Below are 15,892 nucleotides of genomic sequence, written 5' to 3'. Positions count from 1 at the left end.
ATGTTGCTGCTCAACCCCGGCCCGGTGACGCTCACCGAACGCGTCCGCAACAGCCTGTTGCAAACGGATCTGTGCCACCGCGAAAGCGAGTTTTTCGACTTGCAGGAAGAGGCGCGCACACGTCTGGTCGATCTGTACGGCCTCGACGCAAAGGAATGGCAAGCGGTGCTGATGACCGGTTCCGGCACGGCCGCTGTTGAAAGCATGACCGCCGCGCTGGTGCCGCAAAACGGCAAGCTGCTGGTCGTGGAAAACGGTGTGTACGGTGAGCGTATTTCGCAGATCGCCACGCAATACGGTATCGCGCACGAGTCGCTGAAACACGACTGGATGCAGGCGCCGGATCTCGCGAAGATCGCCGAACGCCTCGACGCGGACAAAGCGTTCACGCACATCGCCGTGATTCACCACGAAACCACGACGGGACGCCTGAACGATCTGCAGGCGCTCGGCGCGCTGTGCCGCGAACGCGGTTTGCGTCTGCTGGTGGATGGCGTCAGCAGCTTCGGCGCGGAAGCGATCGATTTCGCCGACGTCAGTCTCGACGCCGTCGCGGCAACCGCGAACAAGTGTCTGCATGGCGTGCCGGGCGCGTCGTTCGTGCTGGTGCGGCGCGCGGCGCTCGCGCAGGCGGCGAGCCGCACGTATTACCTGGACCTCGGGCGCCTCGCGCGTTTGCAGGATCAGCGCAATACGCCGTTCACGCCGTCGGTTCATGCGTATTACGCACTGGTCGAAGCATTGCGCGAACTCGCCGACGAAGGCGGTTGGCAAGCGCGCCACGCGCGTTACGCGGCGCTCGCCGAGCAGGCTCGTGCGGGCCTGGCTGAGCGGGGCGTGGGCAGCGTGTTGCCGCCGGAGCAATCGTCGGTGGTGCTGCGCGCGTATCGCTTGCCTGACGGCGTGTCGTATCCGCAACTGCACGACGCGCTGAAAGCGCGTGGTTTCGTCATTTATGCGGGTCAAGGCGGGTTGTCGGCCGAACTGTTCCGCATCTCGACGATGGGCAATATCCACGCCGCCGACATCGACCGTCTCCTGCAAGGCTTTAGCGAACTGACGCGCTAACGCGCGCGCTCACTTACGTGTTCACTTACGCCTTCACTCGCGCGTCCCCGTCCGGTAACAATCCGTACGGCGTCACACCGGGTCTTTGTCCGGCGGTCCATCGGGCCGCTGCGGCTCCTCGGTGTGATGACCGGGCGACGGGGGCACCAGTGGATCGGCTTCCGGGTCGCGATTCGGATCGGCGTTCGGGTCGGGAATCGGACTGGTATGCATGTCGTAGCTCATTGCATCACCTCTTTTAGTTGGGAAGAGGGCTTGAAAGCGGACCGGGAAGCGGGCTAAAAAACCGACGGTACAGCCGGTCGAATGCGCATAAGCCCAGGTCGTTCTCCTCAAGCGTAGGCGATCCGGCGCGCGGCGCGGTCCTTACTTTCTTCGCGCGCGGCGGCCCACGCTCAATTGCCAGTAACGTTCGGTGGCGAAAACGTCGTCGTAATCGCCCGCGCCGAAGGCGCGCAACTGGCTTTCGTAAGCGTTGACCGCTTCGCGTTTGATCTGGGTGCGGCGCTGGAGATCGATCGTATGGCCGGCGCTCGGATAGGCCGGTGTCGCGACGATGCCGCGCTGCGCGAGGTCGGCGAGCCGCGCCTGCACGACACCCGGCGTGCGACGGTGAATCGCATCTTCATAGGCGAACCACGTGAGATGCGACAGGCGCGGCAGGATTTCGCAGCAGGCTTCGAACACCCGGACATGATCGTCGTGATGCAGACCGAGCGGCATCAGCAGCGTGTTCGCGGTCGTGCGGTAGATGGTCTCTTCAAGCATTGCAGCCAATCTGCTGATCGACGGCGAGTCCATGTATTGGCCGTCGCGAAACGGCATGCGCAGCGGAATCGCGTCGAGCACTTCCAGCGCGAGGTTGTCTTCGCGCGTGCGGGCGTGGATGGCCTGATGGGCGCTCGTGAAACCTGACTTTTCATCCCATTCGGTATGCATTTCCTGCTCGGGCGGCGCGGCGAATACTGTGCAGACCGCGGCGTCAGGATGGGCGGCGAGTAAGGCGCCGCAACTGAAGACGGCGTCGTCGAAATGGGGCGAGACGATAAAAAGGCGTGGGCTGGTTTCGCTCATGGACGTGTGGTGGTTTCGAAGCGCGCGGGGCCGCATTCGAAGCTTCAATATTGCGCGAGACAAGCTTGCTGGATGTGCGGCGTCACATCAGCTTAGGCGGAATCGGCGTGGCTTGTGTAACCGTTGTGATCGACGCAAACCGCATGCCTGACTGGGCTGATTCCGTGGAGGCTTCCCGCAGAGGCTCACCTTTGTGCATTGGGCATATCCCGAACCTGCTCACCTTTAACGGACCTGCTGTCGGGCGTGCGGCGTGTACGCGTAACCGTCTGGATATGAGCGATTAGCTGGATTAATCGCTTGCCTGCGAGCGGTTGCGGTCTGGGTTCTGCTGGTTACGCGTTGTTGGCCGCCAGCGCCGCCGCGCGGCTGAACGCCGTCGCAATCGTCGCCACGATGTCGTCGCGCAAGCCGGCGTCGGCCGTTCGTAGCGCATACGACGGATGCCAGGCCGGCACGATCAGGCGTCCGTCATGGGCGATGGTTTGGCCGAGGTATTCAGACAGACTGACGTGCGTGCCGGTCAGCGCTTTCAGCGCGGTTGCGCCGAGCGTGACCACCACACGCGGCGCTATTCGCGTCAGTTCCTTTTCCAGCCAGTACTGGCAAGCCTCGACTTCACGCCGCACGGGCGTTCGATGGACGCGCTCCTGGTCGAGCGTTTCCCATTTGTAATGCTTGACGGCATAGGTCAGATACAGCGTCTCCCGTTTCAGACCGGCGCGCGTAAGCACGGCGTCCAGCACTTGACCTGCCGGCCCGGTGAAAGGCTCGCCGTGCTGGTTCTCGTATTCGCCGGGCTGTTCGCCGACCACCATGATCGCCGCATGGGCGGGCCCGGCGCCCGCAACCGCCTGCTTCGCATTGCGCCATAACGCGCAGCGGCGGCAGGTGGCGAGCGGGCCGGTGGGCTCCACTAAGGGGGGCGTCACCGCTGAATACTCGACCGGCGGTTCGGGCGGGACAGTGATGGCGGCGCTTTGCGCGCCGAGACGGCTGCGTTCGAGCGCGAGATGGGCGGGCAGCGGTGGACCCGCGGGCGGCGTTCTCCAGTAACGCAACGGCACGGGCGAGGGCCGGCCGTTGAAGGCGCTGGCGTAATACGCGAGCCAGAGCGCTTCCGTGGGCATGCTGGTGACGGGTTCGCCGGTCATGGCGCTTTCCGGCAGCACCGGCGTGGTCTGCTGGTCTTTCCCCGCCAGAGGCCGGTCGATGCGCAGCAGCATGCCGTTCCAGAACACCGCACCGTGCGGCGTGGCGAGCATCCACGTGGAGTCGCCCATGGACGCGGCGAACAGCGCGGCGGCGCGCTCCAGCACGTCGTGATGCGGCTCGTACCAGCCGACGAATTCGGGGCATCCCATCGACGGATCACGCCGCCTGAACAAGGTGAGCGTCTCCAGATCGGCGGTTTCGCGTTCGATCGCCTTGATGCGTTGATCGAGCAACGCGCCGTCGGGGTCGTCGAGATCGAAGACGTTGCGCTCGGCGTGTATCCAGCGCCAGAGGACGCGGTACAGCAGCGACCAGCGATCCGGCGCGCGGAAGCAGGCAGCGGTTTTGAGCCAGGAGAGCAGCTCGCGTGGAATCGCGGGAGTGGCAGCGATACCTGTGCCACCAGTGCGAGTGGACCCGGCGCTTGGCGCGGTTGGCACGTCTGGTACGTTTGGCACGCCGACAGCGGCGGTGCTGGAAACCCTGTCAGCTACTAACGTTGCCGAAGCTTGCGCAACGTGCTCCGAACCATGGCTATCCCGACTACTTCCGGCCGCCGCTGCATGCCCGGACTCAAGCCACTCGATCTGCGACGGCTCGACACCTTCCCGCAGCGGCGCCCGCGCAGCACGCCGCCATGCGGCGAAAGTCGGTTCAATTGAAATACTTTGCATGCTGACGCGCCATGGATGCGCGCAGCGTCATGCCGTCACGCGCCAATCCATGCGTTCAAAATACTGTATGGATATACAGTATGCGCCTAAACACCAGCCCGGATCAAGCTCGCCGGTTCACAGGCGCGGCGCTCGCGCCAAGGTCAAACGTTGCGCAGATCTTCCGGCGTATCCACGTCGCGCAGAATGCCGGGGTCGTCGACGTCCAGCCGCATCACATGCTGCGACATCAGCAGCATGCGAGCGCCGGTATCGCCGTCGAGCGTGATCAGTGCGTCCCGATGTTCGACGCCGAACCCGACCGGATGGCCGCGCTGTCCCTGATAAAACGGCGCGACGATTGACGCGCCGCCGTCGAGCGTGCGCGCCACCGCTTCGATCGTCGTGGTGGCGATGCGCGGCATGTCGGCGAGCGCGACGAGCCAGCCCTCGGCGTCGTCGCTGGCTTCGATGCCGGCGGCGAGGCTTGCACCCATGCCACGTTCGGCATTGGCGGTGAACACCACGTCGCACCCGGCGTCGTTCAGGAGGCGGGCGAGGGCGTCAGAACCCGGCCGCACGACGGCCAGCACCCGGCTGACAACCCGCAACAGCCGATGCGCGGCTTCGTGCGCGACCGGCGTGCCGTCCGGCATGTGCGCGAGCAGTTTGTTGTGCCGGCCGTCCGGGTCGAAGCGTGAGCCGAAGCCGGCGGCGAGCAACACGCCAGTGGCGAGCGAGGCATAGGCCATGGACGGGCACCGGTAGAAAGGATGAGACCGATTGTGCGTTGCAACGCATCGGCAGGCAAGCGGCAATCCATGCCTGCATCGCTATCGTCCCATCATCATCGCGTTCACACCTGCACCGCTCCCATCACCTTATCGAGCGTCACCGGCAGATCGCGCACGCGCACGCCGGTCGCGTGATACACCGCATTCGCAATCGCCGCCGACACGCCCGTAATGCCGATTTCGCCGATGCCGCGCACGCCGAGCGAATTGATATACGGATCGGGCCGATCGATGAACGTGATATCGAGCGAGCCGATATCGGCATTCACCGGTACGTGATACTCGGCGAGATTCGCGTTGGTGAAGCGCCCATAGCGTGTATCGAGTGAGGTTTCCTCCTGTAGCGCCGCCCCCACGCCCCACACGATGCCGCCTAACATCTGGCTGTGCGCGGTCTTCTGATTCAGCACGCGCCCCACGTCGTACACACCCACCACGCGTGCCACGCGGATCGTGCCGAGGTCCGCGTCGACATGCACTTCGGCGAATACCGCGCCGAACGAATGGAGCGAGTACTTCTGCTTTTCTTCGCCCGGTTTGACCGTCACGGTGGCTTCGACCGGCTTGCCGCCCGAGCGCGCGATGATCGCCGCCGCCGGATCGCGCTTCGTGGGCTGCGAGCGGCTCGTGACCCAGCCGTTTTCAACCGTGATGTCGTCGGGTGCGATGCCGTGCACCGGCGAGGCCGTGTCGGCGAGCGCCAGCGCGATCAACTGATTACGCGCCTGGGTCGCGGCATCGCGCACGGCCGGCGAGACGCTGGCCGCCGATTGCGAGCCGCCTGACCCCGGCGCTTTCGGCAGCGACGAATCGCCGAGCGCGAAGTGGATGTTTTCAGGCGCGAAGCCAAGTGCATCGGCCGCCACCTGGGTCATCACCGTGTAGGTGCCGGTGCCGAGGTCTTGAGTGCCGGAGGCGATCATCGCGGTGCCGTCCGGCAAAATCCGCGCGATGGCCGCGGCTTCGTTGCGATTGGCCGGGTAGGTCGCGGTTGCCATGCCCATGCCGATCAGGATGTTGCCGGCACGCATCGAACGCGGCGTGGGTGTGCGCCGCGACCAGCCGAATTTCTCGGCGCCGATCCGATAGCACTCGCGCAACGACTTGCCCGACCACGGCTTGTTTTCCTGCGGATCGGCGTCAGCGTAGTTCTTGAGGCGCAGCGCGAGCGGGTCCATTTTCAACGCGACCGCGAGTTCGTCCATGGCCGATTCGAGTGCGAACGAGCCGGTTGCCTCGCCGGGCGCGCGCATGAAGGTCGGCGTGCCGACATTGAGCGGCACGATGCGGTGCGTGGTGACCTGATTGGGCACCGCGTACAGCATGCGGGTGACCATGCAGCAGGTCTCGGTCCAGTCTTCGATCATCGAGGTGTTCGAGATGCTGTCGTGACGCATCGCGGTCAGCGTGCCGTCGTGGCGCGCGGCGAGCACGAAATGCTGCTCGGTGCGCGGACGTCCACCGACCGGACCGAACATCTGCGGCCGCTCCAGCACGAGCCGCACTGGACGTCCGGTCTGTTTTGCCGCCATCGCGCACAAGGCCACGTGCGACCACGACGAGCCCTTGCAACCGAAGCCGCCGCCGATAAACGGTGAAATCACGCGCACATCGCCCGCCGCCATGCCGAACGTTTTGGCAACCGCCTGCGCCGCGTTGCTGACGCCTTGCGTCGAGTCGTAGAGCGTGAGTTGCGGACCGTCCCAGCGCGCCATCGTCGCGTGCGGCTCCATCGGGTTGTGGTGCTCCATCGGCGTTGTGTAAACCGCGTCGACGTGCACTGTGCCGCTGCGCATGCCGTCCTCGAAGCTGCCGCGTTGCGTGTCGGTGGTGCGGCCTTGCGGTTTGTCGGGCGCGTGTCCGTTCGGCTTGGCCTGTGTGAAGTCGAGTATCGCGGCCGTGCCTTGATAGCTGATGCGCAGTTGGCGGGCCGCGTCGGTAGCATGTTCCAGCGTATCGGCGACCACCACCGCGACCGGCTCATTGTTGTAGTGAATCTCGTTGTCCTGCAGCAGCGACAAACGGCGGCCGGCCGGTGGCGCCAGCGCGGGTTTGCCGCCGTTCGGCAGGCGCGGCGCGTTCTGGTACGTCATCACCAGCAGCACGCCGGGCAGCGCCTGCGAGCGGCTCGCATCGACCGATGCGATCGTGCCACGCGCAATCGTGCTGGTGACGAGCACCGCATGCGCAAGCCGCGCTTCGGGAAACTCGCCGGCATAGCGCGCTTCGCCGGTGACTTTCAGCAGACCGTCGATGCGGTCGAGCGGTTGACCGATCAGATTCATGCGACACCTCCGGCGCGGCCCGCGGCCTGGTTCACTGCGCGCACGATCGCGCGTTGCGCGAGCTGCACCTTGAAACGATTGTCGTGCTGGGGTCTGGCATCGCGTAGCGCGGCGGCAGCAGCGTTATGCAGCGCCGCCTGCGTGAGCGGCTGGCCGTTGAGCATCTGCTCGGCGGCGCTCGCGCGCCACGGTTTGTGCGCGACGCCGCCTAATGCGATGCGCGCGGTTGTCACGTGATTGCCGTCCATCTGTAACGCGGCCGCTACCGAGACCAGCGCAAATGCGTAACTGGCGCGGTCGCGCACTTTCAGGTAGTGGGCGTGCGCGCTGAACAAAGGCGGCGGTAAATCGACGGCGGTAATCAACTCGCCCGCTTGCAAGGTCGTATCGACATCGGGCCGGTCGCCGGGAAGCCGATGAAAGTCGGCAAACGGAATGGTCCGTTCGCCTGCGGGGCCGCTTACGCGCACGACGGCGTCGAGCGCGGCGAGCGCCACACTCATATCCGACGGGTTCACGGCGATGCATTGCGGACTCGCGCCGAGAATCGCGTGCGTGCGATTGTGGCCGTCGAGCGCCGCGCAACCGCTGCCGGGCATGCGCTTGTTGCACTGTGTGAAAGCGGTGTCGTAAAAGTAGCCGCAGCGGGTGCGTTGCAGCAGATTGCCGCCCACAGTCGCCATATTGCGCAGTTGCGACGAGGCGCCCGCCAGAAATGCCTGCGATAGCAACGGGTACTGCTCGCGCACCAGCGCATGATTGGCCGCATCGCTATTGCGCACCAGCGCGCCGATGCGGATGCCGCCATCCGGCAGTGTAGTGACCGTATCGAGCCCGTTGATGTGCGTGATATCGATCAGGCGCATCGGCCGCGCCACGCCGCCTTTCATCAGGTCGAGCAGATTGGTGCCGCCGCCGATGAACACCGTACCCGGTTGCTGCGCCGCGCGCACGGCGCCGGCGACATCGCCGGCGCGTTCGTAAGAGATCGCATCCATGCTGGTCGCTCCGTCAGGCGTTGACGCTGCTATCGCGGCCGCTGCTGCCGCTGTGACTGCCGGCGCTTGCGCTGTTCTGCGCGCCGCCCTCGTGCACGGCGCGCACCGCCGCGACGATATTCGCGTATGCCCCGCAGCGACAAATATTGCCGCTCATGCGTTCGCGGATTTCGTCGTCGGAAAGTTGCGGCGGACGGCTGCGGACATCGGCGGTCACGGTGCTGGCCGAGCCGTTACGGAATTCGTTCAGCAGGGCAGTCGCGGAACACAACTGCCCGGGCGTACAGTAGCCGCACTGGAACGCATCGTGTTCGATGAAGGCGCGTTGCATCGGACTCAGCACGCCGTTGCTGGCGAGTCCTTCAACCGTGGTGATGTTTTCGCCTTCATGCATCACGGCAAGCGTCAGGCAGGAATTGATGCGGCGGCCGTCGGCGATCACCGTGCAGGCGCCGCATTGCCCGCGGTCGCAGCCTTTCTTCGTGCCCATCAGACCGGCGTATTCGCGCAGCGCATCGAGCAAGGTCACGCGTGGCTCGAGTTGCAGCGTGTAAGCGCGGCCGTTGACGGTCAGCGTGACCGGACGGGCCGGCACAGGTGCGTGGACTTCGGCGGGCGGCGGCGTGGCGGGGCTTTGTGTTTGCGCGCGCAAATGCGGCGCCACGCCGACCGTGGCGGCAGCGGCAGCCGATTGCAGAAAGCGGCGGCGTGACGGTTGCGGTGGCGTGGCGGCGGGTTCGTCGCCCGAGTCCTGACGTTTGTTTTTCGTTGACATGACGGTTTGCTGGCTCCATTGAAAGGTCAATGCAGGCATGACGACATGCGGGTCACCGACATGCGGGGCACCGACGTGCCGGCAACCGATGCGTCGGCATCCGAAGCATCGCGGTCTATCTCATCACACTCGGCAATTTCGGTGCCGTTGCGAATGCAACGGTAGGTCGGCGCGGCACAACGGGGTCTGCCATGACCCGCTAGTGAGTCACGGTGAATCCGATCGAATCGTGGAGCGCGCCGCTAAAGATGCAGTGGCGCGCATCAACCACGCACGTTGCGCTTAACTAACGGGAAAGTAAATACATGGACGCGCCTTCTTTCTGGGTGCAAAAAGAAAGACTGTTTTGTGCGGGACGAGGAGTCCGTTCAATCAGGTGTCGGCCCAGCAGCGCGGCAGATTGTGATAGATGCCGGTGAGCGTGACTACGTTGCATCGTTCGAACCTTGTCGGCAGATGCACCTTGATTGCCTACTCGGCCGCCAACCCGGCCAGCGTCTCCCGCAGCCACACGAGCGCCGGATCGGCCTGGTTGCGCGGATGCCATCCCGCGTACAACGTGAAGCCGCGCGCGTCGAACGGCAGCGCAAAGGTATCGAGCCGATCGACATAGCGTGCCGCGAAGCGCGACGGCAGCGTCGAAACATAGTCGGTGTTCGACAGCAGTTCCGGCACCAGTGTGAAGTGCTGGACCGATAGCGCGACGCGCCGCTCGCGGCCGAGTTCGTCGAGGTGCTCGTCCATGAAGCCGTGAAAGCTGCCGCCGCTGGTCGACACCAGAACATGAGCGAGCGCGCAGTAGGTGTCGAGGTTGAGCGGGGCCGTGCCGCGCGGATGCCCCTTGCGCTGCACGAACACGAAATGCTCGTCATAGAGCTTGCGGACTTTCATCGACGGCGGAATCATCCGGTCGGAACCGAGCAGCAGGTCGATCTCGCCGCTGTCGAGCCGTGACGCGGCGGTGGGCTGATCGCCGATTACAAACGCCACGCGCACACCCGGCCCCGCCAAGGCCGGCAAGCGTTCCATCAGGCGCATGCCGAGCACCGCGGTGGCGTTGTCGTGTGCGGCAATCACGAAGCGCCGCGTGTCGGTGAGTGGATCGAAGACCGGTTGGTGGCGCACCACCACTTCGAGGTTCTTCAACGCTGCATGCAGCGGCTCCATCAACTCCAGCGCCCGGGCCGTACGCGTCATGCCGCGGCCGGTTTCGGCGGGCAGCAGCAGCGGATCGCCGAAGATCTGCCGCAAGCGCGAAAGCTGCGTGGAGACGGCCGGTTGCGTCAGATGCAGCCGCTCGGCCGCGCGCGTGACATTGGACTCGGCGAGCAGCGCGTCGAGCGAAACCAGTAAATTCAAATCGATGCCGCGCAGATCAATCATGTTGATAGGTCGCATATGAGTAATTGATTTCTAGAATACGTACCGCGCTTCTACAGTTCAAGCACCGAAACGAACTGAAGGAAGCTCAACATGAAAGCCTGGATGCTGGAAGAACCCGGTAAGCCGCTGGCCCTGCGCGACGTGAGCCAACCGCAGCCGCGCCGTAACGCCGTGCTGCTGCGGATGGAGGCAGTGCCGCTGCTCAGTTACACGCGCGACTATGTCGAAGGGAAGTTGCCGTATGCGTACCCACCGGGACCGTTTTCGCCTGGCACCAACGGCGTTGGCCGGATCGTCGCGGTTGGCGACGGCGTCGTGGCGTTTCGTGCCGGTCAACGGGTTGCGGTGAACCCGTACTGGATTGCCGACGAAACCGTGCGCGAGCCCGCGCAAGCGCTACTGGGGCTCACCGGCATCAGCGCTGACAGCGGCGCGTTGCTGGCCGAGTTTCCGCACGGCACGTTGCGCGAACTGGCTGAATTCCCGGCCGCGACGCTGATCGCGCTGGACGGCCTGGACGAGATCGATGCCACACGCCTCGCGACGCTGGGCAAATTCGCGGTGCCGTTCGGTGGTTTGCGCCGCGGCCGTCTGTCGGCGGGCGAAACGGTGGTGGTCAACGGCGCGAGCGGTTATTTCGGCTCGGCGGCCGTGCTAGCCGCGCTGGCGCTCGGCGCAAGCAAGGTCGTCGCGCTCGGCCGGCGCCTGGAACCGTTGCAGGCGCTGGTCGAGCAAGGACGCGGACGTGTGATGCCCGTCGTGCTGAGCGGCGATACTGGGCAAGACACAGCAGCGATTCGCGCCGCAAGCGGAGGCGGCGCGGACCTCGCGTTCGACATGGTCGGGCAGGCCGCCGACGCGAACGCGACCCTCGCCGCATTGCACAGCCTGCGCCGCGGCGGACGGCTCGTGCTGATGGGCAGCATGCAAGTGAACTTGCCGATTGCGTACAGCGAGATGTTGCTGAACAACTGGGAATTGATCGGCCACTTCATGTACACGCGCGCCGACTATCTCGCGCTGGTTTCGCTCGTCACGTCCGGGCAGATTTCGCTCGAGGCGGTCGAGCTGAAGTCGTATCCGTTTGCCCAGCTCGAAGCGGCCATCGACGCTGCCGGCCGCATGTCGGGTCTGCAATGCACGGTCGTGGAAGGCCGGTCCCCACAAGCGTGGGGTTGAGCACGAGCCGTTGGGATCTCAGTCGCGAGCCTGTTCCGGATGGCGAAGGCGCGAATGATTGCGGCCGTAGATCCCGTAGATGATGAGTCCGATGATCAGCCAGACGAAGAGCCGCAACCACGTGACGAGCGGCAGCCCGGCCATCAGCAGCAGGCAAAACAGAATCCCGAGGATCGGGATCACCGGCACGCCCGGCGCGCGGAACGGCCTCGTGGCGCTCGCGTCGCTGCGGCGCAGATAGATCACCGCGCCGCAGACGAGAATGAAGGCGAACAGGGTGCCGATACTGACCATCTCGCCTAACACGTTGATCGGCGTGAACGCGGCCACAATCGCGACGATCGTGCCGATCATCATCTGGCTCAGATGCGGTGTTTGCAGACGCGGGTGCACTCGCGCAAACAGATGCGGCAGGAGGCCGTCCTGCGACATCGTGAAGAAGATGCGGCTCTGGCCATACAGCAGCACGAGTATCACGGTCGTCAAGCCGGTCAGTGCGCCGATCTTGATGAGCACGGAAAACCAGGTGACGCCGATCACATCGACACCTTTCGCGATCGGATCCGGGACGTTGAGCGCGGCATACGGAACGAGTCCGGTCAGCACGCCGGCGACCGCGATATAGAGCACCGTGCAGATCACCAGCGAGCCCAGAATACCGATCGGCATGTCGATCTGCGGCTTGCGTGCCTCCTGGGCCGCGGTGGACACCGCATCGAAGCCGATGAAAGCGAAGAATACGACCGCCGATCCGCGCAGAATGCCGCTCGCGCCGAAATTTCCGAATTCGCCGGTATTCTGCGGAATGAACGGATGCCAGTTGGCCGGATGCACGAAGAAGGCGCCGATCACGATGAACGCCAGCACCACGGTTAGTTTGATCGCCACCATGATGTTATTGAGCCGCGCCGACTCCTTGGTGCCGAGCACGAGCATGATGGTCAGCACGGCGATAATGAAGACCGCCGGCAAATTGACGACGCCGGCCACCGTGCTGCCGTCGGCGAGCGTCACCGTGGTGCCGGGTGCAGCCGCCATGGTGGGCGGAATGTTGATCCCGACGTTGTGCAACAGACTCACGATGTAGCCTGACCAGCCGACCGCAACGGTCGCCGCGCCCATCGCATACTCGAGGATCAGATCCCAGCCGATGACCCACGCGAATAATTCGCCGAGCGTGGCATAGGTGTAGGTATAACTGCTGCCGCAGACCGGCAGCATGGCAGCCAGTTCGGAATAGCAGAGTCCGACAAAGGCGCAGGCAATGCCGCCGAGGATAAACGAAAGAATGATGCTCGGCCCCGCATAATGCGCCGCGGCCGTGCCGGTCAGAACAAAGATGCCGGCACCGATGATCGCGCCGATACCCATCGCCGTAATGCTGAGCGGGCCCAGCGATTTCGACAGATGGTGCTCACCGCCTTCCGCGCTTGCGACAATATCCGCGACGGATTTGCGCGCCATATAACTTGTGTCTGCCATGATGAGTCGTCCAGTTCGTATGTTGGTGAATCCGGAATCGAATCGATTCGTGACGCACTGCAATAAGCGACTGCTTTTAAGGCGACTGGCATTGTTGATATTGCGGTTGAGGAGGGAACTGACGAATTCAGTCTAGTCCGGATTTAATCGGGTGGGTACTGGAGATCGGTGCTGCACATGCTAAAACGGCCTTGCGGGTGAGCCGCAAGGCCGTCTTTCAATTCAATCGTGGAATCCTGATCAATCGATGCCGTGGAATATCGCATCGTCCGGACCGAGATACACGGGCGGGCGCCACGCGGCGTCGCGCATCGAATGCTGGACCAGCTTTTCGACACCCAGCAGTACCGCGAAAATCGCCATCCGCACCGGAATGCCGTTATCGGTTTGCCGGAAAATCGCAAGGCGCGAATCGTGATTCAGATCGACGCTCAGATCGTTCGCGCCCGGCCGGCTGTCACGTGGCAGCGGGTGCATGATCAGCGTGTCGGCGCCGCAGACGCTGTCCATCAGCGCCTGATTGATCTGGAAATCCGGCGTGTAGCCTTCGAACGATTCGTCGGTGAAGCGCTCTTTCTGAATGCGTGTGGCGTACACCACGTCGGCGCCGCGCAGACCGGCGGTGAGATCGTGGGTCTGTTCGATCACGTGGTCGTTGCGCGAAATCTGCTCGATGATGTAGCCCGGCATTTCGAGCATGGGCGGCGAGATCAGCGTGAACTTGATGCCGCGGTACAGCGCCAGCAGTTTGACCAGCGAATGCACCGTGCGGCCATATTTCAGATCGCCGACCAGCGCGATATGCGCACCGTCCACGATCTTGCCCAGCCGCGAGAATTCGCGCTGGATCGTGTACAGATCGAGCAGCGCCTGGCTCGGATGCTCGCCCGGTCCGTCGCCGCCGTTGATCACCGGCACGTTGGTGGCGCGCGCGAATTCGGCCACCGAGCCTTGCTCCGGATGGCGGATCACCAACGCATCCACATAGCCGCTCATCACGCGGCTGGTGTCGTAGATCGACTCGCCCTTGGCCATCGACGAAAACGTGAAGCCGGTGGTGTCGCACACCGAGCCGCCGAGCCGGCAGAATGCCGCGCCGAAGCTCACGCGGGTCCGCGTGCTGGCCTCGAAAAACAGATTGCCGAGCACCGCGCCTTCGAGCACGCGGGAGATTTTCCGGCGCCGCGCGATCGGCTGCATGATGTCGGCGACGCGAAACAGCGCCTCGACCGAGTCGCGCGAGAACTGATCGACCGACAGCAACTGCGGCTTGCCCTCGAACAGCATCTGGCTCGCGAGCGACTGTGAGTCTACGCTTTGCGTATGTTTTTCGCCCGGCTCGCCCTGCACCACGATTTCCGACACGAAGCGCTCCACGATCTCCGGCATGGCCCGCGATTCCTGCGAATCGTCCGGCAGCAGCCACGTGTCGAGCGCGCGGCGCGACACGCCTATACGGCTCGCGAACGTCTCGCGGGTCATGTTCATGCGACGCATCGCGTCGCGCAGGAAAGCTTGTTGTGGGACGCTCATGCGGGCACCTGTCGGGAAAGGGCTGCATACTGGATATGTACGCGGTGCGTATATTAGTTTCCCTGTCGCAGAAGTCAAGCAATTTTGCGAGTTTGGCCAATCCGTGGGCCGGCCGCTTTGCAAACCCGCTTTGCCAACTCGGGCCGGAGGCGGTTACACTGCGTTTCATGCATCCCGGCCAAACGCTCCGACTCCGTCCGTCAACCATCGCACGCCTCGCTTTTGCGGGCGTCGTGGCCGCACGCGCGAATTCCGCGAGTGTTAGCGCCAAAGCCAAAAAACAGCCGCTCATCTGACCGGAGCCGCTGTTCCGTCAGATGTTGCGACGGAACAGCCGGTCAACGCCCTCTGCGGCATTCCCTGTTTTTCCTCCCTCGCACCGCTGATCGGAATCGATACGGTCGTCATCGAGGTAAAGACATGTCTATTTTTTCGGGTATCTGGGTTCCGCTCATCACACCGTTCGCCGATGGCGCGGTGGATCATGCCGCGCTGCGCGCGCTGGTGCGCCGCTATGCCGACGCGGGCATTGCCGGGCTGGTGGCGCTCGGCACGACCGGTGAGCCGGCCGCGCTCGACGCCGCCGAACAGGACGCCGTGCTGGCGACGATTCTCGACGAAGCGCAAGCGTACGCTGCCGCCCGCGGCGTGGATGCGCCTGCATCCGCATCGGCATCCGCACTGCCGGTGCTGGTCGGGGTGTCAGGTAATCACACGGAGAGCATGCGCGAGCGCATCGGGCAACTGAATTCACTGCCGATCGCCGGCGTGCTGATGGCCGCGCCGTACTACATCCGGCCTTCGCAAGCGGGCATCGTCGGGCATTTCATGGCGTTGGCCGATGCGAGCGACAAGCCCGTCGTGCTGTATGACATTCCCTATCGAACCGGCGTGCGGCTCGAACTCGACACGCTGCTGACGCTCGCCGCGCATCCGCGGATTCAGGCGGTGAAGGATTGCGCCGGTTCGCTCGACACCACGCTCGCGCTGATTCGCGACGGCCGCTTGCAGGTGCTGACCGGCGAAGACATCACTATCTTCAACACCTTGTGTCTGGGTGGGAGCGGGGCGATCGCGGCCTCGGCGCATCTGCGGCCGGAACGGTTTGTCGCGCTGTATCGTGCGTTGTCAGCGGGACGGCTCGACGAAGGACGGCGCATTTTTCATGCGCTCGTGCCGCTGATCCAGGCGTTGTTCGCCGAACCGAATCCGGCGCCGGTGAAGGCCCTGCTCGCCGCGCAAGGTCTGATACGCGACGAGTTGCGCATGCCGATGACGCGTGCCGGCGATGCGCTGGTCGCGCGGCTCAGGGAGTTGGAAGGGCTTGGTCGGATCGAGCCGCACGCGGTGGCATCGTCGGCTTGAGTGCGGGTGGGATGCAGGTGCGGTTGAGCTTGCCGTGCGCGTCGATGCGCAACGCGCACGGCAAGTTCGCTGCGTTTGGAAACCGCGT

The 15,892-nt window shown here is 64.3% G+C and carries 14 protein-coding genes; 3 read left to right on the top strand and 11 right to left on the bottom strand.

The annotated features are described in order from the left end of the window. Complete coding sequence (locus tag ACOSV0_RS32925) at positions 1–1,068, top strand: 2-aminoethylphosphonate aminotransferase (protein WP_434111753.1); 1,068 nt, start codon at positions 1–3, stop codon at positions 1,066–1,068. Positions 1,069–1,140: 72 nt separating this feature from the next. Here ACOSV0_RS32925 and ACOSV0_RS32920 read toward each other — a convergent pair whose 3' ends face one another. The 9 genes from ACOSV0_RS32920 to ACOSV0_RS32880 all read right to left on the bottom strand — a co-directional run bounded on the left by ACOSV0_RS32920 (position 1,141) and on the right by ACOSV0_RS32880 (position 10,245). Continuing rightward, entirely contained in the window at positions 1,141–1,293 is a 153-nt protein-coding gene (locus ACOSV0_RS32920; protein ID WP_165614491.1) for a hypothetical protein, read from the bottom strand. Between the two features lie 141 nt (positions 1,294–1,434). Further along, positions 1,435–2,142, bottom strand: coding sequence for a PIG-L family deacetylase (locus ACOSV0_RS32915; RefSeq protein WP_434111751.1), 708 nt, complete (start codon positions 2,140–2,142; stop codon positions 1,435–1,437). 335 nt (positions 2,143–2,477) lie between these two features. Next, positions 2,478–4,031 carry a UdgX family uracil-DNA binding protein gene (locus ACOSV0_RS32910; RefSeq protein ID WP_434111750.1) on the bottom strand — a complete coding sequence of 518 codons (1,554 nt, stop codon included), beginning with the start codon at positions 4,029–4,031 and terminating at the stop codon, positions 2,478–2,480. A 143-nt stretch (positions 4,032–4,174) separates the two neighbouring features. Continuing rightward, positions 4,175–4,762, bottom strand: coding sequence for a nucleotidyltransferase family protein (locus tag ACOSV0_RS32905; RefSeq protein WP_434111748.1), 588 nt, complete (start codon positions 4,760–4,762; stop codon positions 4,175–4,177). Between the two features lie 104 nt (positions 4,763–4,866). Next, positions 4,867–7,089, bottom strand: a complete 2,223-nt coding sequence (locus ACOSV0_RS32900) for a xanthine dehydrogenase family protein molybdopterin-binding subunit (RefSeq protein ID WP_434111747.1) — start codon at positions 7,087–7,089, stop codon at positions 4,867–4,869. Then, a complete protein-coding gene (locus tag ACOSV0_RS32895; RefSeq protein ID WP_434111745.1) occupies positions 7,086–8,087 on the bottom strand; it encodes an FAD binding domain-containing protein in 1,002 nt (333 codons plus the stop codon). The genes ACOSV0_RS32900 and ACOSV0_RS32895 overlap by 4 nt, the downstream gene beginning before the upstream one ends. 13 nt (positions 8,088–8,100) lie before the next feature. Further along, positions 8,101–8,862: a 2Fe-2S iron-sulfur cluster-binding protein gene (locus tag ACOSV0_RS32890; RefSeq protein ID WP_434111743.1), complete on the bottom strand. Its 762-nt coding sequence runs from the start codon at positions 8,860–8,862 to the stop codon at positions 8,101–8,103. Between the two features lie 372 nt (positions 8,863–9,234). Beyond that, positions 9,235–9,324: a hypothetical protein gene (locus ACOSV0_RS32885; RefSeq protein ID WP_434111741.1), complete on the bottom strand. Its 90-nt coding sequence runs from the start codon at positions 9,322–9,324 to the stop codon at positions 9,235–9,237. A gap of 9 nt (positions 9,325–9,333) precedes the next feature. Beyond that, the gene (locus ACOSV0_RS32880) at positions 9,334–10,245 is read right to left on the bottom strand and encodes a LysR family transcriptional regulator (protein ID WP_434111740.1); all 912 of its coding nucleotides are present in this window, start codon (positions 10,243–10,245) and stop codon (positions 9,334–9,336) included. 90 nt (positions 10,246–10,335) lie between these two features. On the opposite strand from ACOSV0_RS32880, the gene ACOSV0_RS32875 reads away from it, so the two are divergent. Further along, the gene (locus tag ACOSV0_RS32875) at positions 10,336–11,424 is read left to right on the top strand and encodes a zinc-binding dehydrogenase (RefSeq protein WP_434111738.1); all 1,089 of its coding nucleotides are present in this window, start codon (positions 10,336–10,338) and stop codon (positions 11,422–11,424) included. Positions 11,425–11,442: 18 nt separating this feature from the next. Here ACOSV0_RS32875 and ACOSV0_RS32870 read toward each other — a convergent pair whose 3' ends face one another. Together ACOSV0_RS32870 and ACOSV0_RS32865 are read right to left on the bottom strand one after the other, a co-directional pair. Next, positions 11,443–12,906 carry an amino acid permease gene (locus ACOSV0_RS32870; RefSeq protein ID WP_434111737.1) on the bottom strand — a complete coding sequence of 488 codons (1,464 nt, stop codon included), beginning with the start codon at positions 12,904–12,906 and terminating at the stop codon, positions 11,443–11,445. 240 nt (positions 12,907–13,146) lie between these two features. Continuing rightward, positions 13,147–14,439 carry an aspartate carbamoyltransferase gene (locus tag ACOSV0_RS32865; RefSeq protein ID WP_434111735.1) on the bottom strand — a complete coding sequence of 431 codons (1,293 nt, stop codon included), beginning with the start codon at positions 14,437–14,439 and terminating at the stop codon, positions 13,147–13,149. Positions 14,440–14,859: 420 nt separating this feature from the next. Between ACOSV0_RS32865 and dapA the strand changes: the two genes are divergently transcribed. Beyond that, a complete protein-coding gene (gene dapA / locus ACOSV0_RS32860; protein ID WP_434111733.1) occupies positions 14,860–15,804 on the top strand; it encodes a 4-hydroxy-tetrahydrodipicolinate synthase in 945 nt (314 codons plus the stop codon). Positions 15,805–15,892 lie beyond the last annotated feature (88 nt).

The sequence above is a fragment of the Paraburkholderia caffeinilytica genome (assembly GCF_051027425.1).
GTDB classification, from domain to species: Bacteria; Pseudomonadota; Gammaproteobacteria; order Burkholderiales; family Burkholderiaceae; genus Paraburkholderia; species Paraburkholderia caffeinilytica_A.
The sequence above is the reverse complement of the archived record's forward strand: the minus strand, read 5'-3'. Positions and strand labels throughout refer to the sequence as shown.